The sequence below is a fragment of the Nocardia pseudovaccinii genome, from assembly GCF_050942345.1.
Classification (GTDB): Bacteria; Actinomycetota; Actinomycetes; order Mycobacteriales; family Mycobacteriaceae; genus Nocardia; species Nocardia pseudovaccinii.
Genome location: NZ_CP192074.1, coordinates 4,564,003 through 4,590,616 on the forward strand (window position 1 = coordinate 4,564,003; position 26,614 = coordinate 4,590,616).

A 26,614-nucleotide genomic window follows, 5' to 3' on the forward strand; every position below is an offset into this window, starting at 1 on the left:
TCGAATAAGCGCGCCGTGGACTGTGAAGTAACCCAACTCGGGCACCGAATAACCCTGTGCCACCAGGTCTTTCGGCTCAACTCACAATCGGAGCACCCGGTTTCTTGTGGGCTGTCGGAATCCATATCGATTCCTGTGTGCGTGGCGTCGGCATTGCTACGATCCAGCCGGTCGGCCCGGTCGGCCGATTCACGCACGCATGAGGAGGAGGCGATTGTTCGCCGATTTCACGCAATGGGCAGATATCATCGTTCGGCGACGATTCACGGTGGTCGGCGTGATAGTGGTCGCAATGCTGGGACTGGGTGCGTATGGACTCGGACTCGGCGATGATCTGAGTTCGAGCGGATGGGACGATCCGAACTCGGAATCCGCACAGGCGGCGCGACTGCGCGACGAAGTATTCGGGCGCGATCACAGCGGTGACGTCATCCTGCTGTTTCACGCGCCCGAGGGGGAGACGATCGATGATCCGGCATTCGCCGAGGTGATCGTCGACAATCTCGATGAGCTGCCGCGGCGCTTCCCGAATGAAATCGGGAAGATCTACGGAACGTACTGGCCCACCGAAACCGGCGTGGCGGTGCCGGATCTGTTCGGCTCCGAGGACCGCAAGCACGCCTTCGCTTCCATTGCCGTCAAGGGCCACGACGAGACCGAGTTGATGCGAAACTTCCGCAAGGTCGCGGACGGTTTCGATATCCCGGGCATCGATATGGAGGTCGCCGGTGGGCAGCCGGTCGCTGGCGCACTCAACGACACCATGGTCCACGATCAGGCGCGGATGGAGGTGTTCGCCGTCCCGGCTGTCGCGGTGTTGCTGTTCTTCCTCTTCGGCGGGGTTGTCGCCGCCGCGCTCCCGCTGATCGTCGGCGGGCTCACTGTGCTCGCGGCCTGGGGGATCATTCGCGCCATCACCACCATCACCGAGGTGAATTCGTTTGTCTCCCCGGTGGTTTCGATGATCGGCCTCGGCCTGGCCATCGACTACGGGCTGTTCATCGTGAGCCGATTCCGCGACGAACTCGCCGATGGCCACGAGGTACCGGTGGCGGTGCGGCGGGCGGTATCGACCGCGGGCCGCACGGTGGTGTTCTCCGCGACCATCGTGGTCGCGGCGGCAGGCGGCATCCTGCTGTTCCCGCAGGGGTTTCTGAGATCGTTCGCCTACGGTGCCATCGTCACTATCGCACTCGCCGCCCTGACCGCCGTCACGTTGTTGCCCGCGCTACTCGCCGTGCTCGGTCACCGGGTGGACCTGCTCGGACTCGACTGGTTCCGTAAGACCGGGTCCGCCGACGAGGTGCGGGACAATTTCTGGGGCCGCGTCGCCGCAGGCGTGATGAAAAGACCACTGGCCGTGGCGATTCCGGTCTTCGCCGGACTGCTACTGCTCATCGCGCCGGTGCAGCATCTGGTATTCGGTGGCATCACCGAGCGGTTTCTACCGCCGGACCACCCGACTCGATCGGCGCAGCAGAACTTCGACGAGATCTTCCCCTTGCGCCGGATCGATCCGATCTACCTGGTCATGATCACCTACAACAGCCCGGATATCGAGACGGTGGTCACGCACGCAGATCAGGCCCCCGGCCTCGCGGCACCGTTCCCCAAACCCACCCAGCGCCCGGCGCAACCGTTCGTCTACACCACCGAGACGGTGCTGGCCGGCTCCGCGGACGCCGACGCGGCCATCGACTACCTGCGCTCCATGGAACTGCCGAAGGGGACAACGGTGATGGTCGGCGGCGAACCGGCAGCGCAGCGCGACAGCATCGACGCGCTGCTGCACCGGCTGCCGCTGATGCTCGCGCTCGTGTTCATCGCCACCTCCGCACTGCTGTTCCTGACTTTCGGCTCAATCGTGTTGCCGCTCAAAGCAGCTGTACTGAACTTGCTCGGCCTCGGGGCCACCATCGGCGTGCTGACCTGGATCTTCGTCGAGGGTCACGGGGCCGGACTGCTGGGCTTCACGCCGCAGCCGATCATGTCGCTGGTGCTGATGCTGATCGTGTCGGTGATCTACGGTCTGTCCACCGATTACGAGGTGTTCCTGCTCGCCCGCATCGTCGAGGCGCGCCGCGCGGGCGCGTCCACGACCGAGGCGGTCCGCACCGGAGTCGCGCGCACGGGCCGGGTCATCTCCGCCGCCGCGCTGATCTTGATAGTGGTGACCGGCGTCTTCGCCCTGTCCGATCTAGTGATGATGCAGTACATCGCCCTCGGCATGGTCACCGCGCTGTTCATCGATGCCACCGTGCTGCGCATGCTGCTGGTCCCCGCGACCATGAAGCTGCTCGGTGACGCGTGCTGGTGGGCCCCGGCGTGGCTGCGGCGCATCCAGCGGAAGGTCGTTGTCCGCGAACCAGTTCCCGACTGCGCGGATGTGATGCCGACGACCCGTCGATCGGAATCGGACCCGACCTCGGTCTGACGCTGCTCAGCTCGCCAGATCGGCGACCTGCCGCTTGCGACCGGATTCGGCGGCCCGGACGGCGGCGGCGATCGCGACTACCGGCGGAACCCAGCGAGCCTCACTCGGGGAAATGCCCCAGCAGGCCGAACCGGCCGACAGGCGGGTCGGCGGGAGCGGGATGCTCGCACCGTCGGTGTGCACGATCGCGCCGACTCCGCGCAATGCGCCGATCGCCATGGCCGCCTTGGCCGCGCCGACGACGAGGTGGATCTCGCGGCGCTGCGGGCCTGGGATTTCGATCACCGGACCGGACAGGTTGTTGGCGCGAAGGTACCGGCGCACGGTGGCGGCCAATGCCCCGGTGAGTTCGATGGCCGAAATCTGCGCATCGGTGATCAGGCAGACACCATTGGTCGTTTCCGCGACCGTCCAACCACGTCGGCGGCAGTCCTGCACCGTATCCGATGTGGCCTCGGTGACGGAACTCGGAAACGTCGTCGGCACTATCTTCTCCGTTCTCGGCTCAAATCTGCGACCATCAGCGTCACATCCGTACCTGGGCATCAAATCTGTTCGGGCTTAGAGTTTCCCAACAGATTTCTTACGGCCCTGATTGTGCGGCGTTCCCAGTGCCGGTGACATCACCCCGAGGTAGCGGCCGCTGTCCTCCTTTGGTCGTACCCGCATGCCGAGTCATGCGGGCAAACCACGGAATTGCCCGTGGAGTCCTGACATGTGCGAAACAGGTTGCGGTGGAGGCTGGATCGCGCCTGGTATCTCCGGATTCCATGCGCTGACACATCGATTGCTGGAAGATCGCCGCAGTGCAAGGTGGTCTATTCGGACGAGTGGGCGGCAGGGGTGGCCCGCGCTTCCTCCTGACAGAAGCGCGATCAGCGATGTCACGGTCTCGGACTCGAAGGCGCCGGACGTCTTGAACGCTGGTGCGGCACCGGGAGATCGCGCGTCCGTCCCATCCGGTGCCGGTCAGTCGAGTCGGCGCGCGACCTCGCCGAGGCCGGTGGCGATGGCCTCCTGCTGTTCGGGGGTGAGCACATCGATGAGGACACGGCGCACCGTTTCGACGTGCCCGGGGGCGATCTGCTCGAGGCGGTCGCGGCCCGCTGCAGTGAGGTTGGCGATGACGCCGCGGACATCGGTGGGGCACGCTGCGCGGCGTACCAGCCCGGCCTTCTCCATTTGGGTGACCTGGTAGTTCAGACCGCTTTTCGAGGTGTAGAGGGCATCGGCCAATTCGGTCATGCGCAGTTGGCCCTCGGGAGCCGCGGCGAGGCGGACCAGGACCTCGTACTGGGTGTGCGAAAGCCCCTCGTGTTTGAGGTGCTGTTCGACCTGTCGGCCGACGAGCGCCCCCGCCGCCAGGAAACCCTGCCAGGTGCGCATCTCCCGCTCGCTCAGCCATTTCGCGTCAGCCACGACAACCATCCTACCGGTGTTGTTCAAATTTGAACAACAGGCTATAGTCGGTTCGCGTTCAAATGTGAACTAGTTGGATGGAGGGCGGCGATGGCCGGACAGATGCCGGTGCTCTACCTCTCACACGGCGCACCGCCGCTGGCCGATCACCCGCGGTGGCCCGGTGAGCTGGCCGCATGGTCGCGCGAATTGCCACGTCCCACGGCGATTCTGATGATTTCCGCGCACTGGGAGGCTGCGCCGATCGCGCTCGGCGCCACCACGACGGTGCCGCTGGTCTATGACTTCGGCGGCTTTCCGGAGCGCTACTACCACGTGCGATACGCCGCACCGGGCGCGCCGGAACTGGCGGACACGGTGCGCAGACTGCTCGGTGGCGGTGTCGTCGATGTGCCGGATCGTGGGCTGGACCACGGGGCCTACGTGCCGCTGAAGGAGATGTATCCCGAGGCCGATGTCCCGGTATTGCAGCTGTCGATGCCGACGCTGGATCCGCAGCGGCTGTTGGAAGTGGGCCGTCGGCTCGCGCCGCTGCGCGAGGAGGGCGTGCTGATCGTCGGCAGTGGTTTCTTCACCCATAACCTGCGCGCCATCACCGCCGATGACGAGCACGTCTACGGCTTCACCGCGGAATTCGACGATTGGGGCCGCGAAACCCTCGCCGCTCACGATCTCGACGCCCTGCTCGACTTCGAAAACAAGGCCCCCGCGGCACATCTCGCGCATCCGCGCACCGACCATTTCGCACCGCTGTTCGTCGCCCTCGGTGCAAGTGGCGACGATTTCACCGACCAACGCACCGTCATCGATGGCTTCTGGCTGGGCATGGCGCGGCGCTCCATACAGCTCGGCTGATCCGCCCCACAACGAAAGGCATCCCATGACCGCGACCATCACCGCCCCCGCCGCGAACACCGAAACCGCAACGCCCACACACACTTACGACCTCGGTCTACTCGTCCTGCGGCTGGCCGTCGGACTCACTATCGCCGCACACGGCGCGCAGAAACTGTTCGGCTGGTTCAACGGTGGCGGCATTGATGGCACCGGCGCATTCTTCACGATGAGCGGCTACCCGTCGGGCAAGGCGATGGCCGTGGTCGCCGGACTGAGTGAAACACTCGGCGGACTAGCCCTCGCTGTCGGCCTGCTCACTCCGCTCGCCGCCGCGGCGCTGGTCGGGACCCTGCTCAATGCGATCGCTGTCAAATGGGGCGGCGGGTTCTTCGCGCCGAAGGGCATCGAGTACGAACTGCTCCTCACCCTGGCCGCCGCATCGCTCGCCCTTACCGGTCCGGGCCGCTACGCCGTCGACCGCGTGATTCCGGCGCTGCGCAACCACCGCCTCGTCTTCGGCCTTGCCGCCATCGTGCTGGCCTTGGTGGTTGCGGGCGCGGTCCTGATCGTCCGCAACTGACGCGATCAGTCCGGGTAGACCTGCTAGGCAGACTGTCGGGCGCCGGATGTCACAGTCGCGTGAATGTTTCTGCGCGACTGTGACATCCAGCGGTGCGCTACCCGACGCGCGCCGCCTCGCGGGCGAGGATGCGGTCGCGCTGTTCTTCGAACTTCATGACGTCGCGAGTGAGTTTCTCGAGGTACTCGCCGAGTTCTTCGCGGCTGCGTTCGCCGCGTGCGGTGAAGTCCGTGCGGTTGAAGACTTTCCAGATCCGCAGGACCGGCAATACGACCTCGTCCAGATGCTGGCGCAGGTCGTAGATCCCGTGCTTGACCATCAGCACGCCATTGCGACGCCAGTTCGGCATTCCGGTGCCGGGCATGGAAAACGTTTTCACGATCTTGGTCACCGCCTCGATCGTCTGGTCAGGTGCGATGTCGAAGGCGGCGCCGGTGATGTTGCGATAGAACATCATGTGCAGATTCTCGTCGGCCGCGATGCGTTGCAACATCCGATCCGCGATCGGGTCGTCGCAGACTCGTGCGGTGGTGCGGTGACTGATTCGGGTAGCCAACTCCTGGAAAGTCACGTACGCGACCTGATCGAGTACACCGCCGAAGTTCTCCGGCGCGTGCACGCCGCGCGTCAAATGCACCATCCGGTCGTTCTCCAGGGCGACGGGATCGACAGCGCGGGTGCATACGAGGTAGTCGCGCATGGCGATGGCGTGGCGGTCTTCCTCGGCGGTCCAGCGACCGACCCAGGTGCCCCAAGCACCGTCGTTGGTGAAGTTGTCGGAGATCACGCGGTGGTAGGACGGCAAATTGTCTTCGGTGAGCAGATTCGTGATCATCGCGACTTTGGCGACTTCCGAGAGCCGTGACTGCGCGGGATCCCAATCCTGCCCACCCATTGCTGCAAAGTTGCGGGCCTCGTCCCAGGGCACATAATCGTGCGGATACCAGTCCTTGACTGTGGCCAGATGCCGGTCGATATTGGCACCGACAACCGGTTCCAGCTCCGTCAGCAGTTCAAGTTGCGTCAAGTCCTCTGTCATGCAGCGCCTTTCGATTCGGTGGAACCAACCACGGAACGTACCGCTGTTCACGCATTACTGACTATGCGGCTGAGCCGCCCCCACACCCTAAACGAGCACGCTCGATTCAGTGCGCACCAGACCCACTTCCCTCAACCGAGCGGTCGACCATAACGAGAATGGGGTCCCACAGAAAACGGACGATTGCCCCAAATTAGCTTCATCGACTCATGCTCGCCTGATCCGATCCCGCGGTGCGGACCAGGAGGCTGTGCAGCACCTGTGCGGGCGGTGTGGCTCGGCTGGCGTTCAGCACCACATCGGTGAATGCCTCTGCCAGAGCGGTGGCGGGGTCGAGTTGTTCGCGGTGGAAGCTTCGGGCGCTCAACTGCGCGCGCCAGGTTCGGAAGCCGGATACGGTGCGGTTCAACGAACCTCGGTCCTCGCGAGCCTGCGGCAGATAGGCCGTCAGGAGTTCACGTTGTGCGGTGGATCGAGCGCGGAAGCCGCCAGCCGCGTCGAGGGCAGCGCCGAGTTCACACACAATGGAGGCATACACCGGACGCTGTGCGGAGCCCGCTGCCGCGGTACGCCCGGCCTGCTCGGGATCGGTCGCGGCGTGCGCTGCCAGCACGATGCGCGAGGTGTGCGACGCCGAATCCCATTCCAGCCGTGTCGGTTCGCCGTCGGGCAGCTCATCGATGCCGATCGCTTGCAGGTCGACCTGCGGATACTGCGGCAGCACGGTGTCGACGGCGTCGACGATCTCGGTCAGCACTACGTCGGGTACGCCGGGTGTATCGAAGCCGAACGCCTGAACGCCGTACCGCTCGGCCAGTTCCCTGGCCAGGCGCTCCGCAAGTGATTCGCCGGAGTTCGGTTGCGCGATCTTACGATTCGGATCGTCGCCCTTCCCGGTAGCGCGGGCGGGTGCGGGCCTGCCCGGTATGCGTGGCGGAGCATCCTGCCTTCCGGCGTCCGGAGCACTGACGCGCGGCGGCCGTGTCGTCGGCTTCGACCACGGCGTTCCGGGCCCACCCGTTTTGGACCACGGCGTGCCCCCTGCAGCAGGCGAACCGCCCGCGACGGCCCGCGAGCCCGCGGCGGGACGTGTGCGCCCGACATCTGCCTGCGCAACTGGCTGCACACCCGCGGCAGGCGATCCCGCGCTGCCGGTAGCGGGTTGATCCGTACCGGATTGATCGCTGCCGGGTTGATCGCGGTCGGGGCGGCTTCCCGACGTGTCGTCCGACCGCTGTGGGCTCGACGACGCACCGTCGGCGGCGGGTGTGCCGATGTCTGTCGAACGTGTTCCCGTGGGCCTTCTGACTGCAGCTGGAGTCTGATCTATCGGTTGCACTGCGTTCGGCGCGAAGGCCGGTGCGGTGGGCGGCTGCGTCGCGTTCGGTTCGGTTCCGGCGTTGTTGTCGGTCGAATGCGCGTCCGTGCCGTTGCCGACTGCTGTCGGTCCTGCGTCGTTCTGAGTTTCGTTGCCCGCGTTGCCGACCGAGCGTGCACCGAGCAGGTCGATGTCCTCGAGATTGTTCGCGAGCTGGCGCAGATCGCCGCCGGACTGTCGCAGAACCTCGACGAGGCTGTCGAGGTCGTCCATGGTCTGCTTGTGTTCGGGCAGATAGGACTGCGCGAATGCGCGTCCTGCGTCGTCGTCGCCCCACGGCGCGCCTTCGGCGGACAGGGCATTGCGCAACGTCTGCACGGTTGCCGCGACATCCGCGGCGATGCGTTCGTGTTCGGGCGCTCGGGCTCGCAGGGCCGCCGGGTCGGCGTAAAACTGTTCGGCCACACCCGTTCTCCCTAAGTCCTCGGCAGTTCCGTGTGACCGATACTCGCGGCCGCACCTGCCTCGATGCTGGGGATATTTCCATTTGCCGTTAAGTTTTCGCTCGCTCTATTCCCTGCTGTGGGAATATCGGTTCGTCTGGGCATATCAAGATTGGCGAGGCGGGCATATGGAGGGTGCCGGGAGGTCGGGATGGATGCAAGTGGCCTACTGGTGGAGGTGCCTTCCGCCGTGCGGGACCTGGTCCTCGGGCATTGGCCGAAGACAGAGGCCGGTGGCATGCGCCGCAACGGGGACGCGTACATGCTGGCCCACCACGAGATCACCGCTTCGGCCGACCGATACGAGGCCGAGGCGCCACGCACCGAACAAGCCGTCGGCGGCGAGACCAGGACCGGAATGGCCGAACGGCACCGCACTGTCCTGCAGGCCATGCGCGACAAGGCCGCCGTGTGCAAAAGCATGGGACAGCAGTGCTATGACGTAGCCGACTCCACCGTGCAGGTACAGCACCTCCTAGTCGCCACGGGTATCGCACTCGGCGCACAGCTTGCCTTCGACATGTTGCTCTTCTTCCAGGGCGGCGGCGCCAAGGCACTGGCCGATCGGCTCGAGGCCGAGGAAGAGATGCGCGTATTTGCCGCGCGATTCACTACCGAGGTGGGCGAGCACGCGGCCGCCGGTCAGGCCCAGCGAGCCGCGTTGCACGGTGCCGTCCATGCGGCCGCGATCGGTGGCCTGACCGGTGCGCTGACCAGCGCGGGCGCACAGGTCTGGGACCTCATCGACGGCGTCCGCGATGAATTCGACGTCGGATCAATGGTGGAATTGGCGGTCGGCGGAGCCTTGGGCGGCGCGGCCGGCGCCGAGGTCGGACGCAGAGTCGCACCGCGCGTGCTGGACGGACTGAGCGGGAGAGCCACCACAACCGCGGGTCGACTCGCGATGCATATGGGCGGCACCGTGCTGATCGGCGGCGCAGGCGGTCTCGGCGGCGGCATCGTCGGCGCTCTGCCCTCGGTGGTCTTGCATTACAAGGACATTCACAGCATCGGTGATGTATTCGAAATCGTACGCGCGGCCGCCATCACCGGATTCGCGGGCGGTTTCCTCGGCGCGGCGACCAGCTCACTGCGCGTGCACCAGGCGGGCCGCAACGCATTCCGCCGCGAGAACGGCACCTCTCAACTCGCGCTGCGGCAGCGGGCGTTCGCCACACACGTCGACGATCTGCTGCGCTCCGGCGAAACACCGCGGGTCGAGACGATCAGGCGCACGAGCACCGTCGGGAACTCGGCAAAAGTAGTGGAGCGCCTCATCTTCGGCGATGGCACCGAGGTTATTCACAAGGTGGTGTCGAACCGTCGGCACGCGCACGCGGAATTCTTGGTCTCGCTGGTCGGCGACGCCGTTGGGGCGCGGGTGCCTGCGGTGCACGTCGTCGGTGACCACGTGTACATGGAAGTGGTACCCGGCAAGACCGGGCAAGACGCGTATCCGCGTGACTGGGACGCCGAAAGACGGTTTTTCGGAACCTCCAGCGGACAACGTCTGGGAGTGCTGGACCTCTTGATCGCTATGCCGGACCGCAATTCCGAAAACTGGATTGTCGACCGGAACTGGATGGTCGACCGGACCGGAGATGTGTGGGCGATCGATAACAGCCGCGCTTTCGAGGGCGGCGTGGACGCGAAGGTGATCAGTCCCTTCGCGAAGCAATTCCAGGAATACGGCCTCGGTAATGAAATCGTCTGGCTCGACCACGATCTGACGCGCGCCGAGGTGCACGAGATCAGACAGCGAATCGAAGAACTGCATCCCGCATTCATGGCAGCCGGTCGACGGGGCTGGCACGACGCGATGTTGCATCGTCTCGACCTGCTCGAACAGCACGCCGTGGACAGCGGTGGTCCCCGCCGTGCCGCCGTGCCGCCAGGAGCGATGCCGCCTGCGGGCGAATCACCCGTTCGCGCACCGGAATCCAATGGGCGACGGTCGGGCGACGGCGCCAGGAACGTATCGGCGCCCCCGCGCGGGGACCGGCCCGCGCCGCTTCCGGAGCCCCCGGGGCGCCCTGGAACACCTTCGAACCGCACGGGGGATGATGTGGTGGCGGACGCGCAGGTGAAACCTGAGCGACCACCAGTCCGCGAGGATCGCGATGCGGCCGTGCCGGACGGCGAGCGACCGTATGGGGAGCCGATCACCCGCGACGAGTCCTATGACGGTCCGCCGACACAACCGCAGCCGCGGCTCGACACGGATGAGCGACCGTCGAACGATGGTCTGAACCTGCCCAGGCCGATGCCACCGCCGGGTGGCGGTTACACCGCGCATTACCACCACCCGGATGGTGGCTACGTCGACGTCGTGTTCACCGGAGAGAACGGCGCCAGGGTTCCGCTCCGGCTGATGCCGGGACAGGAATACGTCCTGGGGCGCGGTACGGGCGCGGTGCTCGATGACATGGTCGGCGACCGTGTATCACGGCGGCACGTCACCATCAGGGTGGACGATAAAGGCCATGTCTTGATCCGCGACGAGAGTTCGTTGAACGGTACCTTCGTCGACGGCAAGCAGGTGCTCGGTAAAGAGTGGGTTCGCATCTACGACGGCCAGGACCTCATGCTCGGCCGCGACTTCGAAGTCGGGATCACCTTCGAGCGCCAAATGGCCGAGGTGCGATTGTTCGGTGAGGATGGCCCGCCGTTCCGGCTGCATCGTGGCCGGACAATCGATATCGGCCGCAGCATCTTGCATCCGGATACGCCCGGACGCGACTATTTATCGGCACACCACGTGACCGTCGGCATGGACGAGAACGGCCGAGTGTGGATTCAGGACGTCAACTCCACCAACGGCACATGGGTGAACGGCGACCGGCTCGCCGAGGGTGAGCAGCGCACCCTCCGGCCGGGCGACGCCGTTCGGCTCGCCAACTATCACGGTGAAGCGCAGTTCGTGCCAGCGGACGGGGCGGTCGCTGCGGACCCGGTGCGGGTGCTGATCGGCACTGGCCCGAATGCGGCCCCGGTGCGGCTCGAACCTGGACACCCGGTGGTGGTCGGCACCGACGAAAACTCGCCCTTCGCGCCGCAACTGCAAGGCGTCTCGGGGGTCGACGCACGGCACGCCACGCTCGGGCTGGATCACGACGGGCGGCTCTGGATTCGAGATCACGAAGGATCGGGCGGGGTCTGGGTCAACGGGGACCGGGTCGCGCCGAACCAGAAGATCACCCTGACCGAAGGTGACAACGTCCGGCTCGGCCCGGATTTCGTCGGCAGGGCGCAAATCGGAGTCGGTGACGCCACCGATCTCCGGCCGGCTGTCCTGCATTTCCCGCCGGACGAGCAGCGTCGTCCGATTCACTTGGAACCCGGTCAGGAGCGGATCATCAACATCGGCGAGCTCAACGGGCACGCCATGCTCTGGCGGGACGGAAAGCCCGTGGGTGGTCATGAAGTCACCGTCGGACGTGACCTCGATGGTCGAATGTGGGTGCGCGACTCGGCGCCGAGGGGCTACGCCGGTACCAAAGTCAATGACGAAACAATCCCACCCAACGAGAAGCGGTACCTTGCCGACGACGACAAGGTGACCTTCGGTGAGAAATCCGCGAGGGTGCAGGTGGGGGAGGGATCACCACTGGCCGTTCGGCTGTCCGATAACGCCGACGCTCCGGCGCTCACGCTGCGGCGGGGTGAGGAGGTGAAGCTCGGCACCAGGCACGATTCGCCGCTGGCGGACCAGCTGTCCGGCCACTCGGTTGCTCGGCACCACGCCACGCTCTTCCGTGACGAATATGGGAACCTGTGGCTGCGCGACGAGCACTCCGAAAACGGAACCTGGGTCAACAACAGAAAACTCGACCCGGACGCTGGACCCGTCGCGGTCAAGCCGGGCGACGCAATCAAGATGGGCGACTGGGTCGGCGCGGCGCAATTCGGTGGCGATGGCTTCCATCAGCCCCGCGTAAACCAAAAGGAGGTCAAACTCAACAGCCCGCACGGCGAGCTGTCGTTCGATCTCGTGCGCGGCGGCGAGCCGGTACTGCTCGGGCGAAGCAACTCGCAAGTGCCCACCAATCTTCGGCGATACGACTTCATCTCTCACAGTCATGCCAGCATCGGTGTTCACCCTTCGGGCCGGGTCTGGATCCGCGACGAGGCTTCGTCGAACGGCACCTACATCAACGGCGACAGGATCAAATCCGGCACGAAGGTCACCCTGCAACCGGGCGATCATGTGGCATTGGCGGGGGACGCATATGAATTCACCGTCGGCTTCGCTCCGGCCGAGGGTGGCCCGTTCCTCAACGTCATCGACTCGAGGCCGGAGAGCAAGCAGGTGGTGAAGGATCTGGCGGTGATACCCGATCACGTATTCCAGCGGGTGAGCGATCACATCAACGCCTCGCCCGATGGCGCCGTTGTCATCGGCAAGAAACCGGTCAAGGAAATGCCCGGCCTCGAGCAGGTCGTTCGAGACAATCCCGATGGCCCGAACGACCATGTCAACTGGAACAACGTCGCGGGTCTGTATTCGGGCGGGTCACGCCGCATCTACATCGACTCCACCTACGGCAAAGACTACTTCCCCGGGGCGGTGGCGTGGCACGAATTCGGCCACGCCGCGGACGCGGCGTACGGAACCGGTGGGCGCTGGCTCAGCGATGGCAAGGAGTGGAAGGATCTGCATGCGGAGATGCTGGCGACGATCGGAAAGCACCCCGATTGGGATAACTATGCGGATACACCGCGCGAGGGGTTCGCCGATGCCTTCTCGGCATGGGTGGCGGGCGGACCCAAGAACATGAAGCAACTACGCAAGTTCGCCTGCGGTAACAAACGTATCGCGAAGAAGTTGGAGGAATACTTTGCCCGAGTCCTCGCATGAAGCCGTCGGCCGTCCGATCCTTGCCGGGGATGGCGTGACGATCGTTCGACGCGTCGGCGGCCGGACCGACGACGGCGGCAGTTTCGACGGCTACGAACAGTTCCATCCCGGCGATCCGGGATACGACGAACTGCTCGCTGCCGCCACGGCGAACCGGGCCGAGGCGGATGCCGACGAGGTGGATGACCCAGCCGAGTCTGCCATCGACCCCGATACGCTGGCCCGCATCCTGCGTGAAACAGGTTTGGACGCAGCGGATCTCGACGACCGGTAAACCCGCCCTAACTGGCGGCGGACTTGTGGGTGCGGATTTCGACTATCGGCAGGACCAGGGCGGCCGGGGCGTCGGCTGGGACGACGGGGCTATTGGGAGCGATGGGCTGGATCTGCTGGTAGGCAACGCCCTGCGTGGGACGCAGGTCCTGTTCGCCATTGTTGGGCCAATAGGCGGCGCAGCGTTCGGCTTGGGCGGTGATGGTGAGCGACGGGTTGACGCCGAGGTTCGCGGAGACGGCGGCGCCATCGACGACGCTGAGCGTCGGGTAGCCGAAAACTCGGTGGTAGGCGTCGATTACGCCGGTGTCGCGGTCCGCGCCGATAGGTGCGCCGCCGAGGAAATGGGCGGTGAGCGGGATGTTGAAGACTTCGCCCCAGCTGCCGCCCGCGACGCCGCCGATTTCCTCCGCTACCTTGCGGGTCACCTCGTTGCCCGCCGGAATCCAGGTCGGATTGGGTTGGCCGTGGCCCTGTTTGCTGGTGAGCTTGCGGCCGAACAGGGTGCGCTTGGTATAGGTGGTGATCGAATTGTCGAGGTGCTGCATCACCAGCGAGATGATGGTGCGCTCACTCCAGTTCTTCACGCTCAGGAAACTGATGAGCGTGAACGGGTTTCGCACGACCAGACCGAGGAAGCGCAGCCAGCGCGGCATCCGGCCGCCGCCGTCGACCATCAGGGTCTGCAACAGCCCCATCGCATTCGAGCCCTTGCCGTAGCGCACCGGCTCGATATGGGTGTCGTGGGTCGGGTGGATCGATGACGTGATCGCGACGCCACGGGTGAAGTCGACGTCCGGATTCACTGTGCGGGTCGCCGCGCCCACAATGGATTCGGAGTTGGTGCGTGTGAGTTGGCCGAGTCGGTCGGACAACTCGGGGAGCACGCCCCGATCCCGCATGGCGTGCAACAATTTCTGGGTACCGAGCGTGCCTGCGGCGAGTACGACCTGGCCCGCGGTGTAGGTCTGCGGGCGCTTGCGGAACCATGCGCCGGTGCGTTCGGTGCAGACATCCCAGGTGCCGTCGGGCAGCGGGCGGATCGAGGTCACCGTTGTCATCGGAATCACCTGCGCGCCAGCCTTTTCCGCGAGATACAGGTAATTCTTCACCAGGGTGTTCTTCGCGCCGTGGCGGCAGCCGGTCATGCATTCACCGCATTCGAGGCAGCCGGTGCGGTCGGGTCCGACACCGCCGAAGTACGGATCCGCCACAGTCTTTCCCGGCTCGCCGAAGAAGACGCCGACCGGGGTCTGCACGAAGGTCTCGCCACAGCCCATATCGTCGGCGACCTTCTTGAACACCTCGTCCGCCGGTGTCAGATGCGGGTTCTGCACCACGCCGAGCATCGTCTTCGCGCGCTCGTAATACGGGGTGAGTTCGGCGCGCCAGTCGGTGATATCGCGCCACTGCTGGTCCTGGAAGAAGGGCTCCGGCGGCACGTAGAGCGTATTGGCGTAGTTGAGCGAACCGCCGCCGACACCCGCACCGCCGAGGATCAACACGTTGCGCAGCGGGTGGATGCGCTGGATGCCATAGCAGCCGAGCTTGGGCGCCCATAGGAATTTGCGCAGGTCCCAGCTGGTTTCGGGCAGCTCGTCATCGGTATAGCGTCGACCGGCCTCGAGCACACCGACCCGATAGCCCTTCTCGATCAGCCGCAGCGCGGTGACGCTGCCGCCGAATCCCGAACCGACCACGAGTACGTCGAAATCCGTTTCTCGCTGGTCCATTGTGGTGCTCCTCGATCCGTGTCGCCAGTGACACCGGTAACACTACTACCGAGTAGTAAAGACTCAGAGCTGGGTCTGCCACCAGGCGACGGTGGCCGCGATGGCCTCGTCGATCGGCGTCGGATGCAGGCCGAGGCGCTGCTCGCTGGCGGACGAGTCCAGCACGAACGACCGCGTGACCTGGTAGCTCATCTCCGCGAGCTCGCGCATCGTCGCATTGATGAGTCCCATCATGCGCAGCAGGGCGGCCGGTGCCGCGAACACCTTGGGGGCCGCGAGGCCCGCGGCGGCGGCGATCGCGTCGAAGAGTTGCTGCTGGGTGATCGGCGGCGCGGTCGGGGCGTGCAGGAAGGAATTCCAGACCGATTCGTCGGCGGCCGCGCGGATCATGGCGGCGGCGAGGTCGGGCATATAGGTATAGGAGTGCGGCAGGTTCAGCTTGCCGAATGCCTGCACCCGCTTGCTGGTGAGGATCGGGACGAAGACCTGCTCCCCGGCCAGCGACGCCCGCACATATGGGCCGAGGAAGTCCGCGGCGGCGACGCTCGCTGTCGCGGCGGCGTGCGCCTCGCGGGCGCGCACCAACTGGGTGCGGACGCTGGGTTTGCCGAAATCGGCATTGCGGGGCAGGTCTTCGGTAATCGGACCGTCGACCTTGCCGTAGGAGTAGATGTTTTCCGCGAAAACCACTACCACGCCAGCTTTTTCGGCCTCGTCGAGCACGGTGCGCTCGGCCGGCGGCAGCTCCGCGCGCCAGGCCTTCGCCGTATATTCCGAGCCGCCCAGGCAGTGGTAAACAGCCGTCGCGCCATCGAATTCGCCCGAAAGCTGTTCGGGCAGTGTCACATCGACCTTGCGTCGCTCGACGAGTGGATGATCGGGACCGCTCCCGGAACGAGTGAGCACCCGGACCTGTTTGCCCGCCGCGGCCAATTGCTCGGCGATGGTGGTTCCGGTGGGCCCGGCTCCGGTGACGATGTGCAGCTCCGGCATGGTGCGTCCTAGTCTATTTTGGCGAGCGATGCTCTCTGTTGTGCACAAGCATGCAGTCGGCGCCGAACGAAGTCAAGAGCAGTGCTCGCATTAGTTGACATCGCTCTCAGGAGCGCGCATGGTGATCGATATGGCGACGACACCACGTGCCCGTGCCAGGGCCCAGACCATGAACGATATCGTCCGGATCGGCCGCGAACATCTGGCCACCGATGGCGCGGCCGCCCTCTCGCTGCGCGCGGTCGCCCGCGATCTCGGTGTGGTTTCGTCGGCGGTATACCGCTATGTGCGCAGCCGCGATGAACTGCTCACGCTACTGGTGATCGACGGCTACAACGCACTCGGCGACGCGGTCGATGCGGCGCTGGCCGATGCCCCCGACGATCCGATCGAGGGCCTGCGCATCGTCGGCCGTACCGTCCGCGGCTGGGCGCTGGCCGAACCGGCCCGCTACGGACTCTTGTTCGGCACACCGGTGCCGGGCTACGCCGCCCCCGCCGAGGAAACCACCGTCCCAGGTACGCGGGTCATCGCGACCATGCAAACCCTCTTCGCCCGCGCCTACCGCGAAGACAAGCTCACCGCTCCGGTCGAGAAGCGCCCGTTATCATCCGCGCTCGCAGCCAATTTCGCGAATATCAGGGCCGCATTCGACCACGACCTTCCGGACTGGCTCGTCGCCCGCGGCATCACCATGTGGGTCGGCCTCTTCGGTGCCGTAACCTTCGATGTCTTCGATCAGTACGGCACCGACACCTTCACAGACCGTGCCGAACTATTCGAACTCCAACTCGACGGTCTCCTCGAACAACTCGGCTACCGCGGTTAGTGCCGCAGGCGAGGCAGGGGTGTGCCGTGCGGGAGTCGGGGGCCGATGGCGAGCAGGCTGCCCGCGGTTCGGCCTTTGCCCCAGCCGATTTTCTCGCGGTAGCGGCCGATCTGGTCCTGTGCGATTGGGCTGCCGGGAGGCAGTGGGGTCGATTCGGGGTCGACATAGAGGGCGTCGGTGGGGCAGTAGGCCTCGCACATGAAGCAGGTCTGACAGTCGGATTGCCTTGCGATGACCGGAATTCCGGATTCGGTGCGGTCGAATACGTTGGTCGGGCAGGCGTCCACACATTTATCGCAGCCGATGCAGGCCTCGGCGAGTACGACTTCGATCATGACGCGACCTCGGCGGTCTCGGTCCACACAGCGTCGAGGCCGCCGGACAGAATGTGATGGCGCTGCGCCGGATCCTGTTCCGGGTGGTCTGCGCGCTTGCTCATACCGCGAGTCTCGGTGCGCGCCAGAGTCGATTCGTACATGAGCCGACCGACCGCGGTGATGGCGGCGGCCTGTCTGGCCCGGATGCGATCGTCACCGGTGCGGCCACCGAGCTCCGTCCCTGCGCGTTCCCAGAGCGTGTCCAGTGCGTCGAGTGCGGGCCGTAGTCGCTCGCCGTGGCGCAGGTAGTTCTTCTGGAACGGAATCAGCTCGGCCTGCGCGGCCTCGACAACCTCGGCGGCATCGAGCGTGGGGGAGTCGCTGGGCCGCAAGCCGGTTCGTCCCGCGCCGCGCAGCGCGGCGTCGTCGGGCCGAGACGAGCCGAGGGCGAACCTTGCCGCACCCGCACCGGCCCAACTCCCCGACGACATCGCCCATGCCGAATTGTGGCTGCCACCACCGGTGAAACCACCGCAGATGCGTTCCCTGGTCGCCGCATCGCCCGCTGCGAACAGACCGGGCACAGTGGTCGCGCAGTCGTCGTCCACGATATCGATACCTCCGGTGCCGCGCACCGTACCCTCGGCGAGCAGATCGACCTCGAAACGATCGGTGAACGGATTGATACCGCGCCGATCGAACTGCAGAAAGAAGTTGGGCTGCCCGAGCCGCATCTGCGCCTGCACCGTCCGATCGGCGCGGTCGAGTTGGGCGAATACCTTCTCCGACAACAGGGTTCGGGCGATCACCGATCGGCCTTTCGCGGAGCCCGCACCCTCGAGTACCTGTCCGTCCTCGTGGAAGAACGTCGCGTACCCGTAGTAGGCGGTCTTGGTGATGGTCGACCCCTTCGGCACGATCGCGTAGGCATTGGAGAATTCCATCCCGGAGAAGCGCGCGCCCACCTCGGCGGCCATCAGCACGCCGTCACCGGTATCGACATCGGTGCCCAACGCGCGCGACAGGAATGCACACCCGCCACTGGCCAGCACCACCGCACCCGCCGATATGCGGTAGTCACGGTCGAGTTGACGCTGGTATCCGGCCGCACCGCGGACCGTGCCCGCATCGTCGACGAGCAGTTCGAGAGCCGGTGAATGGTCGAGGATCCGGACGCCGATCCGCTTGACCCACGCGCGCATCCGGCGCATGTACTCCGGGCCCTGCACCCCGGTGCGCAGCTGCTCACCGGTCGCCGGATCGGTCGGGAACGGGTACTTGCCTTCCACCGCAAGCCGATTCATGTTGGTGTAGGTCTGGTCGAGGACCCGATCCATCCAATAGTGATCGGCGAGATGGCCGCCGAGCGCCTCCCGGCTGGCCTTGGCATTCGCACGGGCGGTCGCCTCCGGGGCGACGTACCAGACGCCGGTGCCGGAAGGTGCTGTAGCGCCGCTGGTTCCGCAGTAGCCCTTGTCGACCAAGGTCACCTCGGCGCCGGCCTCCCGGGCGTTGATGGCCGCCCATGCGGCGGCCGGACCGCCGCCGATCACCAGTACATCGGTGCTGGTCTGCCAGAGTTCACTCATGCGTCTGCTCCTGATACGTCGGGATTGCGGCGAGAAAGCGGCAATCGTCGGCGGAATGCGGGGTCAGCGCGGGGAATTCGATTCTGTGCGCGTCGTCGGAATCGCAAAACCCTTCGAATCAGCGCGATTTTGACGCTGCCGACATTCTTGCGCGAGGAATCGGCGCAGCGGGCGCAGAACCATTGCCGCGCCCGGATCATCCGGCGATAGTTCTGGCCACATCCCGATCGGTAGAAATATCAGGAGGAACCATGACAGCCGCCGATCAACCCCGTTCGGGTGCCCAAGCGGTCGACCGCGCGATTCACGTACTGAACTGCTTCGAGGGCGACGATCCCGAACTGTCGGTGAGCGAATTGGCGCATCGGGCCGGACTTCCGGTCAGCACTACTTACCGGCTGGCCCAGGCATTGGTGCGGGGTCGGTTGCTGGAACAGGATCCGGCGACCGATCGCTATCGCATCGGGCACGGGCTCGCCTCGCTGGCCCGGCCCGCTCTGTCGCGGCTGGGCATCGACGCGGCCGCACCGCACCTGTATGCGCTGGCCGCGGGCATCAAGATCACTGTCAGCCTGAGCATCGCCGACGACCGAGACGCGGTCACGGTCTTTCAGGCGCGGCCGCCGGTGTACTTCTGCCCCAACCAGTTGCCGCAGGCCCGCCAGCCGCTGCGGTCCAGTGCCGTCGGCCAGGCACTGCTGGCCTTCTCGCCCGTCGTCGACGGACTCGATCGACGGCCAGCGCCGCTGACGGATCTGGATCGCGTGCGGCGCAGCGGTTTCGCCGTAGAGCTCATCGAGCGCGAGGATCCGGTCCGCTCGGTGGCGGTGCCGGTCCTCGGCCCGGATAAGCAGGTGTGGGGTGCGCTCGGCGTACAGGCCCGTTCCGCGCGGCTGAACGAGGAACTGGTGCGCGGCATCGTGCCTGCTATGCGGCAGATCGCGGGCCGGATCGGGCCACTGTTCCAGTCCACCGCCGCTATCACCGATGCGCCGGTGGAGTTGTACTCACGGTGATTTTCACAATGTGAAATCGGCATTGTCGTCCATGGCGGGCGACCCCACCATGGACACAAAGCCGCGGGGTCGCCGCTTCTATCCGAATCCCACGAAGGTCGTTGACATGATCGAATCCATTGCGCTGATCCGCCGTCGCACGGTGGATTTCATGCGCTTGCCCCATGGAGTCTGTCGCGCCTGAATCCGCGGTCGCCGAAATTGGGTCGCCGCATTGGTCGAATCAGGTAATCCTCCGCGCTTTACCTGCCGTTGTGGTGTGCCCTATAGCGCTGCGGCAGTGCGCATTCCGTGAAAGAACCCCCATGACGTTGTCCCAGAAAACCCGGCCACGGTTCGTCCGTGCGGTGGCCGCCGTACTCACCATTCCCACCGCGGTCGCGGTGCTCGCCGGCTGCGGCAAATCCGGGCCGGGCACCAATGCCGACGGTAAGGCCGTACTGCGCTACCAGGGATCGACCGGCCAGGTCTCGGCCTACGAACTGGCGGACGATCTCGGTTACTTCAGCAAGATCGCGCTGCACTGGGAGGGTGACACCACCAGCGGACCGGCGAATATCCAGGCTGCCGCGACCCGTCAGATCGAGTTCGGCAGCGCCTTCAACGGCGCGGTCGTCAAGTTGGCCGCGGGCGGCGCGCCCGTCACATCGGTGCTCAGCTCGTACGGCGCGGATGCGCAGTCGTTCACCGGTTACTTCGTTCGTGACGATTCGGGCATCAACTCGCCACGGGATCTGATCGGCAAGAAGGTCGGCATCAATACCCTTGGCGCACACCATGAATTCATCACCCGCGAATGGCTGCACCAGCAGGGCCTGACCGACCAGGAGATCAAACAGGTCGAGTTGATCGTGGTGCCGCCTGCCAATACCGAGGACGCCCTGCGCAAGGGGCAGATCGATGTCGGCGCGCTGGGCGGGGTCTTCCGGGAGAGCGCGGTCGGGCGCGGCGGAATCCACGCGCTCTACACCGATAAGGACCTGTTCGGTCAATTCGACTACGGCACTTATGTTTTCCGCAAGGACTACATCGCTCAGAACCCGGAGGCGGTCAAGGACTTCGTCCAGGGGACCGCGCGGGCGACGCGCTGGCTGCAGGTGACCCCGCGTGACGAGGTGGTCGCGCGCTACGCCTCGATCATCAACAAGCGCGGACGCAATGAGAACACCGATCTGCTGAAATTCTGGCGCAGCCCAGGCCTGCCGGTCCCCGGTGCGGTGATCGCGGAGAAGGAACTGCAGATCTGGATCGATTGGCTGGTCCGCAACGGTGATGTGCCTGCCGGAAAGCTGACGGCGAAGGATCTGTACACCAACAAGGACAACCCGTACGCCAACGGGACCTACGGTCCGACCACCGGGCCGACCGGAGAGGTGGTCGCGGCGAAATGAGTCAGGTCAAACTCGCACTCACCGGAGTGCGCAAACAGTTCCCGGTCCGTGGGTCGAACGAGGAGTTCACCGCGATCGAGGACATTTCGCTGGAACTGCGCGACGGCGAGTTCCTGGTACTCGTCGGGCCGAGCGGTTCCGGGAAGTCGACGCTGCTCGATCTGCTCGGCGGGCTCAGCAAGCCGAGTGCCGGGCGAATCCTGTTGGACGGCAAGCCGATCAGCGGGCCTGGTCTCGACCGCGGCATCGTCTTCCAGCAGTACGCGCTGCTGCCGTGGCGCACCGCCCGGGCAAATATCGAATTCGGTTTGGAGGCGAAGGGTGTCCGGCGTCGGGAACGCCGGAAGATTGCCGACGAATACCTGGAACTGGTGGGCCTGGCCGGATTCGGCGACCGATATCCACATGAGCTGTCCGGCGGCATGAAACAGCGAGTCGCCATCGCCCGCAGCCTCGCCTTCGATCCGGAGGTGCTGCTGATGGACGAGCCGTTCGCCGCACTCGACGCCCAGACCCGGGAGTCGTTGCAGGACGAGCTGTTACGGATCTGGCGGGCCACCGGCAAGACGATTCTGTTCATCACCCACGGCATCGACGAAGCCGTCTACCTCGGTCAGCGAGTCGCCGTGCTGACCTCACGCCCTGGGCGGGTGAAGGCGGTGATCGATATCGATATCGACCGGAACTCCGGTGCGGATGTGCGTTCCAGCGAACCCTTCCGGGAGGCACGGCACCAGATCTGGTCGCAGTTGCAGAGCGAAGTCACCCGGGCGCAGGGACTCGAACGCGAGTCGCTGTCGACCACGAGCACCGAGAGGAAGCCGGTTCATGTCTAGCGCAGTACAAGTCGTCGAGAAGTCACGGCCGGTCGTCGTCCGCAGTCGGGCGGAGGCCGCGCCGACAGTCGACCTGTCGCGGATATTGCGGGCGGTCGCGTTGCTGGCGTGGCGCATCTTCAAGCCCACCTTCGCCATCGGTCTGCTGGTCGCGGTGTGGGAGGCGGCGCCGCGGCTCGGTTTGGTGGACGAGGTCTTCCTGCCGCCGTTTTCCACCGTCGCGCAGGCCTTCATCGATCTGGTGCGCAGCGGTGAGATGTGGGAGCACGTCTCGACCAGCCTGGCCCGGTCGGCGACCGGGTTCTCGCTCGCGCTCGCGGTGGCTATTCCGGTCGGCGTCGCCATTGCCTGGTATCGACCGGTGGCCGACTTTTTGAACCCGATCCTGGAATTGTTCCGTAACACCGCGGCACTCGCGCTGTTGCCCGTGTTCATCCTGATCCTGGGCATCGGGGAGACCTCCAAGATCGCACTCGTGGTGTACGCGAGCTTCTTCCCGATCCTGTTGAACACCATCACCGGTGTGCGCACCGTGGACCCGCTGCTGATCAAGTCCGCCGTTTCGCTCGGCTTCTCGCCGATTCGGCTGTTCCAGAAGGTGATCCTGCCCGCTGCGGTGCCATCGATCTTCACCGGCGTGCGCATGGCAGCGGCGTCCTCGATCCTGGTGCTCATCGCCGCCGAAATGGTCGGCGCCCGTGCCGGACTCGGCTATCTGATCACCGCGGCCCAGCAGAACTTCCAGATCCCGAACATGTATGCGGGCATCATCGCCATCTCGCTGCTCGGGCTGAGTTTCAACGGCCTACTCGTCGCTCTCGAACGCCGCCTGTCCCGGTGGCGCGCCGAGCCCTCCCGCTAAGGACTCCGATGTCGTTACCTCGCAAGCAGTTCCACCTCAACGCCTTCCTGATGGGCGTCGGTCATCACGAGGCGGCCTGGCGCCATCCCCGGACCGAGGAGCGCCGGGTACTGGATGTGCGGCACTTCCAGGAGCTCGGCCGGATCGCCGAACGCGGCAAACTCGATTCGGTCTTCTTCGCCGACGGATTGGCTGTCGGACCGCGGATCAAGCGCAATACCCTCGCCGTATTCGAGCCGGTCACCTTGCTCGCCGCGATCGCCGCGGCGACCGAACGGGTCGGGCTCATCGCGACGGCGTCGACCACCTACAACGAACCGTTCAACCTGGCCCGCAAATTCGCCTCCCTCGATCACATCAGCAGCGGTCGAGCGGGCTGGAATATCGTCACCTCGGGCAACGAGGACGAGGCCTTCAACTTCGGCTTCGACGCGATTCCCGAACATGCCAGACGCTACGAGCGGGCACAGGAGTTCGTGGATGTCACCGTGCGGCTCTGGGACAGCTGGGAGTCCTCGGCGATCGTGCTCGATCCGGACGAGGGCATCTTCGCCGACCCGGACAAGGTGCACACCATCGAGTACGCCAGCGATCGGTTCCGGGTGCGCGGCCCGCTGAATTCGCCGCGCAGCCCACAGGGGCGGCCGCTGCTCGTACAGGCCGGATCGTCGGAGAGCGGTAAGGATTTCGCCGCGCGCTACGCCGAGGCCGTGTTCACCGCACAGCGCTCGCTCGCGGAGGGGCAAGCGTTCTATCGCGATCTGAAGGCGCGGCTGGCGAAGTACGGTCGCTCGGCCGATGAACTGAAGGTGCTGCCCGGTCTGGTGCCGTTCATCGCCGACACCCGCGAAGCAGCGCTGGCCCTCGAACAGGAATTCACCGACCTCATCTCACCGGATTACGCACTGCGGCAACTGTCCGCGCTGCTCGGTGTCGATCTCACCGAACACGCACTCGACGCACCGTTGCCGCCGCTGCCCGCGGAGAGCGAAATCGAGGGCGGAAAGAGCAGATTCACACTGGTCAAGGAACTCGCCGAGCGCGAGAACCTCACGGTGCGCCAGCTCATCGGCAAACTGGGCGGCGGGCGTGGGCACCGGACCTTCGCGGGCACACCCACCGATATCGCCGACGAACTGCAGTCCTGGTTCGAGAACGGCGCCGCCGACGGCTTCAACATCATGCCGCCGTATCTGCCGGGCGGTCTCGAGGACTTCGTGGACCGGGTGGTCCCGATCCTGCAGGAGCGCGGCCTGTTCCGCACCGACTACACCGCGACGACGCTGCGCGGGCACTACGGGCTGGCACCGGTGGAAAGCCAATTCACCCAGGTACGAACCGAAATCGGCGCATGAGTCTCCGACTGATCAGGCGGCGCGCCGTCGACTTCATGCGAATGGGCAGCAGCGGTTGTCGCCCGAGCTCCGCCGACCATCCCCATCCATTGCCGAAGAAGGTACGACCATGACCACTGTCAGCGAGCCCACCACCACCCTCCGGATCACGCCCGTCGCCGGACATATCGGCGCCGAGATCGCGGGCGTCGACCTGCGGGCCGAACTCACCGATCAGGAGGTCGCCGACATCACCGCGGCCCTCTACGAATACAAGGTGCTGTTCTTCCGCGACCAGCACATCGGTCACGCCGAACACATCGCCTTCTCCCGGCGATTCGGTGCCGTAACGCCGTCACACCCCTACGACGATGACGCGCCGACCGAGTTCCCCGAAATTCTGGCCGTCGACAGCCGACTCTACGAAAAGCGTTTCGGCATCAAGAAATTCACCTACACCAACCACTGGCACACCGATGTCTCCGCACTGATCAATCCGCCTGCCGCCTCACTGCTGCGGGCCGAGATCGCGCCGGAGCGGGGTGGAGACACCAGCTGGACGAATCTCGCCGCCGCCTACGCGAACCTGCCCGAGTCGCTGCGCGACTTCGTCGAGGGGCTGCGGGCCGTGCACCGGTTCGGCGGCAGCCGTCCGGCATGGAACGAGGAAAGCGACTACGCCAAGAAGGTCGCCGATGCCCCGCTGGTGACCGAACATCCGGTCGTGCGCGTGCACCCGGTGACCGGCGAGAAGGTGCTCTTCGTCAACCCCGGCTTCACCACCCACATCGTCGGTCTGAGCCCGGCTCAGAGCGACGCCGTACTCCAGCTGCTGTTCGACGAACTGTCGAACCCGGCCTACACCGTCCGATTCCGTTGGGAAAAGGGCAGCTTGGCATTCTGGGACAACCGCGCCACCGCCCACCTGGCCCCGGGCGACCTCAACCACCTCGATGTCACCCGCGTGCTGTACCGCACCACACTCGAGGGCGACATCCCGGTCGGCGTCGATGGTGAGCAGTCGCGCTCGATCTCGGGCGATCAGTTCACCGGATCCTGACATGGGTTGGGGTCGGCACCCACGGGTGTCGACCCTTGATCCGGCTAGCGGGGGACGGTGACCGGGTCCGCGCAACTCGCTGCGGCGTCGACGAAGGAGCAGGGTTTGGGGGCGCGGGTCGGGCGGTAGTCGGGGGTGACGCCGCCCTGGTGGGTGATGGCGGTGTAAGCGGGTACTGCGTCGGTGGGCTTGCGGGTGAGGGCCGGGTCGGTGCGGACGTCGACCGTGTAGAGGCCGAAACGCGGTGTGTAGGAACCCCATTCGTAGTTGTCGGTGAGGCTCCAATAGTTGTAGCCGATGAGGTTCATGCCGTCGGCCTTGGCGCGCTGCAGCCAGTAGACGGTGTCGCGGAGGTCGTCGGCGCGGGTGTAGCCATCGGATCGGGGCATGCCGTTTTCGGTGGGCATGCCGTTCTCGACGATGTAGAGCGGGCGGCCCGGAAATTTTCGTGAATAGTGTTGCAGGGCATAGTAAATGCCCTCGGGCTCCAAAGGGTTGTTCCACAACTGGCTGAAGCTCAGCTCGGTAACGGTATCGGGGGATGCGCCGTAGTAGTAATCGATGCCGATGTAGTCGAGTTTCGCGGCGACCGCATTGATGAACGAGCCGTTGACCGCATCCTCACCGGCCGGAATGTAGGCGACGTTGCTGGTGACCATCGCGCCCGGCTGCACGGTGTGGATGTAGTCGTAGACGGCATTGTGCGCCTGGGCGATTCGGTCCTGCATCATCGGAATGGCAGTGGGGGAGAGGCCGCCGTGCGAGGTCTCGTTCATGATGTAGGCCGCGGGTTCGTTGAAGGTGACCCACAGCGGGTCGGCCGCGGCATACCGGTCGACGACGGTGCGCGCGTTGGCGAGCCAGTCCTCGACGATATTCGGATTCGACCAGCCGCCGCGGTCGACCTCCCAGCCCGGATACACCCAGTGATCGATGGTGAGCATCGGGCGCATCCCGGCAGCCCTGATCGCGGCGATCACATTGTCGTAGAAGCGAAGTCCGGCCTCATCCCATTCGCCCGGCCGCGGCTGCACACGCGCCCACTCGATGCCGATTCGATAGACCTTGACCCCGAGCTGCGCGGCCAAATCGATGTCGGAGCGGTAGCGGTGGTAGAAGTCGACGGACTCCAGATAGGGGTCGTCCGTCTTGCCCGCGGCCACGTACCGGGACCAATTGCTATCCGGCGCATACCCTTCGGACTGATATCCCGACGCGGCCACGCCCCAGAGAAAGTCCGAGCCGAGCGGCCGCACCTGCGCAGGCGGTGCGGGCTGCGCCATCGCGGGCGTTGGACCACCGGCTATTACGGCGGCGGTGCCGACTACCAGCGTGATCAAGATATGGCGGCTACGCAGCGATCGCATCGAACTCCTGCTTCCTGGGCGGTGAC

General features: G+C 65.5%; 21 protein-coding genes. 12 read left to right on the plus strand and 9 right to left on the minus strand.

Translation table 11 applies throughout. From position 1 onward, the window contains the following. The first annotated feature begins 199 nt into the window (after positions 1–199). The gene (locus ACQPZ2_RS20365) at positions 200–2,434 is read left to right on the plus strand and encodes an MMPL family transporter (RefSeq protein ID WP_433526994.1); all 2,235 of its coding nucleotides are present in this window, start codon (positions 200–202) and stop codon (positions 2,432–2,434) included. Positions 2,435–2,440: 6 nt separating this feature from the next. Here the strand turns inward: ACQPZ2_RS20365 and ACQPZ2_RS20370 are convergent, their stop codons facing one another. Together ACQPZ2_RS20370 and ACQPZ2_RS20375 are read right to left on the minus strand one after the other, a co-directional pair. Continuing rightward, positions 2,441–2,920 (minus strand): hypothetical protein, encoded by a 480-nt coding sequence (locus ACQPZ2_RS20370; protein WP_433526995.1) that lies wholly within the window; start codon positions 2,918–2,920, stop codon positions 2,441–2,443. Positions 2,921–3,403: 483 nt separating this feature from the next. Continuing rightward, positions 3,404–3,853, minus strand: a complete 450-nt coding sequence (locus ACQPZ2_RS20375) for a MarR family winged helix-turn-helix transcriptional regulator (protein WP_433526996.1) — start codon at positions 3,851–3,853, stop codon at positions 3,404–3,406. Positions 3,854–3,943: 90 nt separating this feature from the next. Between ACQPZ2_RS20375 and ACQPZ2_RS20380 the strand changes: the two genes are divergently transcribed. Further along, positions 3,944–4,708, plus strand: coding sequence for a dioxygenase family protein (locus ACQPZ2_RS20380; protein ID WP_433526997.1), 765 nt, complete (start codon positions 3,944–3,946; stop codon positions 4,706–4,708). 25 nt (positions 4,709–4,733) lie between these two features. Next, positions 4,734–5,270 carry a DoxX family protein gene (locus tag ACQPZ2_RS20385; protein WP_433526998.1) on the plus strand — a complete coding sequence of 179 codons (537 nt, stop codon included), beginning with the start codon at positions 4,734–4,736 and terminating at the stop codon, positions 5,268–5,270. 97 nt (positions 5,271–5,367) lie between these two features. On the opposite strand, the gene ACQPZ2_RS20390 is transcribed toward ACQPZ2_RS20385, so the two are convergent. Beyond that, positions 5,368–6,309, minus strand: a complete 942-nt coding sequence (locus ACQPZ2_RS20390; protein WP_433526999.1) for an acyl-ACP desaturase — start codon at positions 6,307–6,309, stop codon at positions 5,368–5,370. 199 nt (positions 6,310–6,508) lie between these two features. Then, positions 6,509–8,092, minus strand: a complete 1,584-nt coding sequence (locus ACQPZ2_RS20395; RefSeq protein WP_433527000.1) for a hypothetical protein — start codon at positions 8,090–8,092, stop codon at positions 6,509–6,511. A gap of 189 nt (positions 8,093–8,281) precedes the next feature. On the opposite strand from ACQPZ2_RS20395, the gene ACQPZ2_RS20400 reads away from it, so the two are divergent. Further along, on the plus strand, positions 8,282–12,988 hold the full coding sequence (locus ACQPZ2_RS20400; RefSeq protein ID WP_433527001.1) for an FHA domain-containing protein: 4,707 nt from the start codon (positions 8,282–8,284) through the stop codon (positions 12,986–12,988). A 34-nt stretch (positions 12,989–13,022) separates the two neighbouring features. After that, complete coding sequence (locus ACQPZ2_RS20405) at positions 13,023–13,262, plus strand: hypothetical protein (RefSeq protein WP_433527002.1); 240 nt, start codon at positions 13,023–13,025, stop codon at positions 13,260–13,262. 7 nt (positions 13,263–13,269) lie between these two features. On the opposite strand, the gene ACQPZ2_RS20410 is transcribed toward ACQPZ2_RS20405, so the two are convergent. Both ACQPZ2_RS20410 and ACQPZ2_RS20415 read right to left on the minus strand, forming a co-directional pair. Further along, entirely contained in the window at positions 13,270–14,994 is a 1,725-nt protein-coding gene (locus ACQPZ2_RS20410) for a GMC oxidoreductase (protein WP_433527003.1), read from the minus strand. 63 nt (positions 14,995–15,057) lie between these two features. Beyond that, positions 15,058–15,987 carry an NAD-dependent epimerase/dehydratase family protein gene (locus ACQPZ2_RS20415; RefSeq protein WP_433527004.1) on the minus strand — a complete coding sequence of 310 codons (930 nt, stop codon included), beginning with the start codon at positions 15,985–15,987 and terminating at the stop codon, positions 15,058–15,060. A gap of 130 nt (positions 15,988–16,117) precedes the next feature. Here ACQPZ2_RS20415 and ACQPZ2_RS20420 point away from each other — a divergent pair, with 130 nt between their 5' ends. Then, positions 16,118–16,816, plus strand: a complete 699-nt coding sequence (locus tag ACQPZ2_RS20420; protein WP_433527477.1) for a TetR/AcrR family transcriptional regulator — start codon at positions 16,118–16,120, stop codon at positions 16,814–16,816. On the opposite strand, the gene ACQPZ2_RS20425 is transcribed toward ACQPZ2_RS20420, so the two are convergent. Together ACQPZ2_RS20425 and ACQPZ2_RS20430 are read right to left on the minus strand one after the other, a co-directional pair. Next, on the minus strand, positions 16,813–17,151 hold the full coding sequence (locus ACQPZ2_RS20425; protein WP_433527005.1) for a 4Fe-4S dicluster domain-containing protein: 339 nt from the start codon (positions 17,149–17,151) through the stop codon (positions 16,813–16,815). The genes ACQPZ2_RS20420 and ACQPZ2_RS20425 overlap by 4 nt on opposite strands. Further along, a complete protein-coding gene (locus ACQPZ2_RS20430) occupies positions 17,148–18,722 on the minus strand; it encodes an FAD-binding protein (RefSeq protein WP_433527006.1) in 1,575 nt (524 codons plus the stop codon). The genes ACQPZ2_RS20425 and ACQPZ2_RS20430 overlap by 4 nt, the downstream gene beginning before the upstream one ends. 251 nt (positions 18,723–18,973) lie before the next feature. Here ACQPZ2_RS20430 and ACQPZ2_RS20435 point away from each other — a divergent pair, with 251 nt between their 5' ends. The 6 genes from ACQPZ2_RS20435 to ACQPZ2_RS20460 all read left to right on the plus strand — a co-directional run bounded on the left by ACQPZ2_RS20435 (position 18,974) and on the right by ACQPZ2_RS20460 (position 25,221). Further along, on the plus strand, positions 18,974–19,738 hold the full coding sequence (locus ACQPZ2_RS20435; protein WP_433527007.1) for an IclR family transcriptional regulator: 765 nt from the start codon (positions 18,974–18,976) through the stop codon (positions 19,736–19,738). A 305-nt stretch (positions 19,739–20,043) separates the two neighbouring features. After that, positions 20,044–21,129: an ABC transporter substrate-binding protein gene (locus ACQPZ2_RS20440; RefSeq protein WP_433527008.1), complete on the plus strand. Its 1,086-nt coding sequence runs from the start codon at positions 20,044–20,046 to the stop codon at positions 21,127–21,129. After that, positions 21,126–21,965 carry an ABC transporter ATP-binding protein gene (locus ACQPZ2_RS20445; RefSeq protein WP_433527009.1) on the plus strand — a complete coding sequence of 280 codons (840 nt, stop codon included), beginning with the start codon at positions 21,126–21,128 and terminating at the stop codon, positions 21,963–21,965. The genes ACQPZ2_RS20440 and ACQPZ2_RS20445 overlap by 4 nt, the downstream gene beginning before the upstream one ends. Further along, positions 21,958–22,827, plus strand: coding sequence for an ABC transporter permease (locus ACQPZ2_RS20450; RefSeq protein WP_433527010.1), 870 nt, complete (start codon positions 21,958–21,960; stop codon positions 22,825–22,827). The genes ACQPZ2_RS20445 and ACQPZ2_RS20450 overlap by 8 nt, the downstream gene beginning before the upstream one ends. Before the next feature lie 8 nt (positions 22,828–22,835). Further along, the gene (locus tag ACQPZ2_RS20455; protein WP_433527011.1) at positions 22,836–24,182 is read left to right on the plus strand and encodes an LLM class flavin-dependent oxidoreductase; all 1,347 of its coding nucleotides are present in this window, start codon (positions 22,836–22,838) and stop codon (positions 24,180–24,182) included. Between the two features lie 109 nt (positions 24,183–24,291). Continuing rightward, positions 24,292–25,221, plus strand: a complete 930-nt coding sequence (locus ACQPZ2_RS20460) for a TauD/TfdA dioxygenase family protein (RefSeq protein WP_433527012.1) — start codon at positions 24,292–24,294, stop codon at positions 25,219–25,221. 44 nt (positions 25,222–25,265) lie between these two features. Here the strand turns inward: ACQPZ2_RS20460 and ACQPZ2_RS20465 are convergent, their stop codons facing one another. Next, positions 25,266–26,588, minus strand: coding sequence for a family 1 glycosylhydrolase (locus tag ACQPZ2_RS20465; protein ID WP_433527013.1), 1,323 nt, complete (start codon positions 26,586–26,588; stop codon positions 25,266–25,268). Positions 26,589–26,614: the final 26 nt, after the last annotated feature.

Excerpts from the sequence above, each read along its gene's own strand:
- ACQPZ2_RS20365 (WP_433526994.1), top strand. The coding sequence starts at position 200 with ATGAGGAGGAGGCGATTGTTCGCCGATTTCACGCAATGGGCAGATATC.
- ACQPZ2_RS20380 (WP_433526997.1), top strand. The coding sequence starts at position 3,944 with ATGGCCGGACAGATGCCGGTGCTCTACCTCTCACACGGCGCACCGCCG.
- ACQPZ2_RS20385 (WP_433526998.1), top strand. The coding sequence starts at position 4,734 with ATGACCGCGACCATCACCGCCCCCGCCGCGAACACCGAAACCGCAACG.
- ACQPZ2_RS20390 (WP_433526999.1), bottom strand. The coding sequence starts at position 6,309 with ATGACAGAGGACTTGACGCAACTTGAACTGCTGACGGAGCTGGAACCG.
- ACQPZ2_RS20400 (WP_433527001.1), top strand. The coding sequence starts at position 8,282 with ATGGATGCAAGTGGCCTACTGGTGGAGGTGCCTTCCGCCGTGCGGGAC.
- ACQPZ2_RS20410 (WP_433527003.1), bottom strand. The coding sequence starts at position 14,994 with ATGGACCAGCGAGAAACGGATTTCGACGTACTCGTGGTCGGTTCGGGA.
- ACQPZ2_RS20415 (WP_433527004.1), bottom strand. The coding sequence starts at position 15,987 with ATGCCGGAGCTGCACATCGTCACCGGAGCCGGGCCCACCGGAACCACC.
- ACQPZ2_RS20420 (WP_433527477.1), top strand. The coding sequence starts at position 16,118 with ATGGCGACGACACCACGTGCCCGTGCCAGGGCCCAGACCATGAACGAT.
- ACQPZ2_RS20425 (WP_433527005.1), bottom strand. The coding sequence starts at position 17,151 with ATGATCGAAGTCGTACTCGCCGAGGCCTGCATCGGCTGCGATAAATGT.
- ACQPZ2_RS20430 (WP_433527006.1), bottom strand. The coding sequence starts at position 18,722 with ATGAGTGAACTCTGGCAGACCAGCACCGATGTACTGGTGATCGGCGGC.
- ACQPZ2_RS20435 (WP_433527007.1), top strand. The coding sequence starts at position 18,974 with ATGACAGCCGCCGATCAACCCCGTTCGGGTGCCCAAGCGGTCGACCGC.
- ACQPZ2_RS20440 (WP_433527008.1), top strand. The coding sequence starts at position 20,044 with ATGACGTTGTCCCAGAAAACCCGGCCACGGTTCGTCCGTGCGGTGGCC.
- ACQPZ2_RS20445 (WP_433527009.1), top strand. The coding sequence starts at position 21,126 with ATGAGTCAGGTCAAACTCGCACTCACCGGAGTGCGCAAACAGTTCCCG.
- ACQPZ2_RS20450 (WP_433527010.1), top strand. The coding sequence starts at position 21,958 with ATGTCTAGCGCAGTACAAGTCGTCGAGAAGTCACGGCCGGTCGTCGTC.
- ACQPZ2_RS20455 (WP_433527011.1), top strand. The coding sequence starts at position 22,836 with ATGTCGTTACCTCGCAAGCAGTTCCACCTCAACGCCTTCCTGATGGGC.
- ACQPZ2_RS20460 (WP_433527012.1), top strand. The coding sequence starts at position 24,292 with ATGACCACTGTCAGCGAGCCCACCACCACCCTCCGGATCACGCCCGTC.
- ACQPZ2_RS20465 (WP_433527013.1), bottom strand. The coding sequence starts at position 26,588 with ATGCGATCGCTGCGTAGCCGCCATATCTTGATCACGCTGGTAGTCGGC.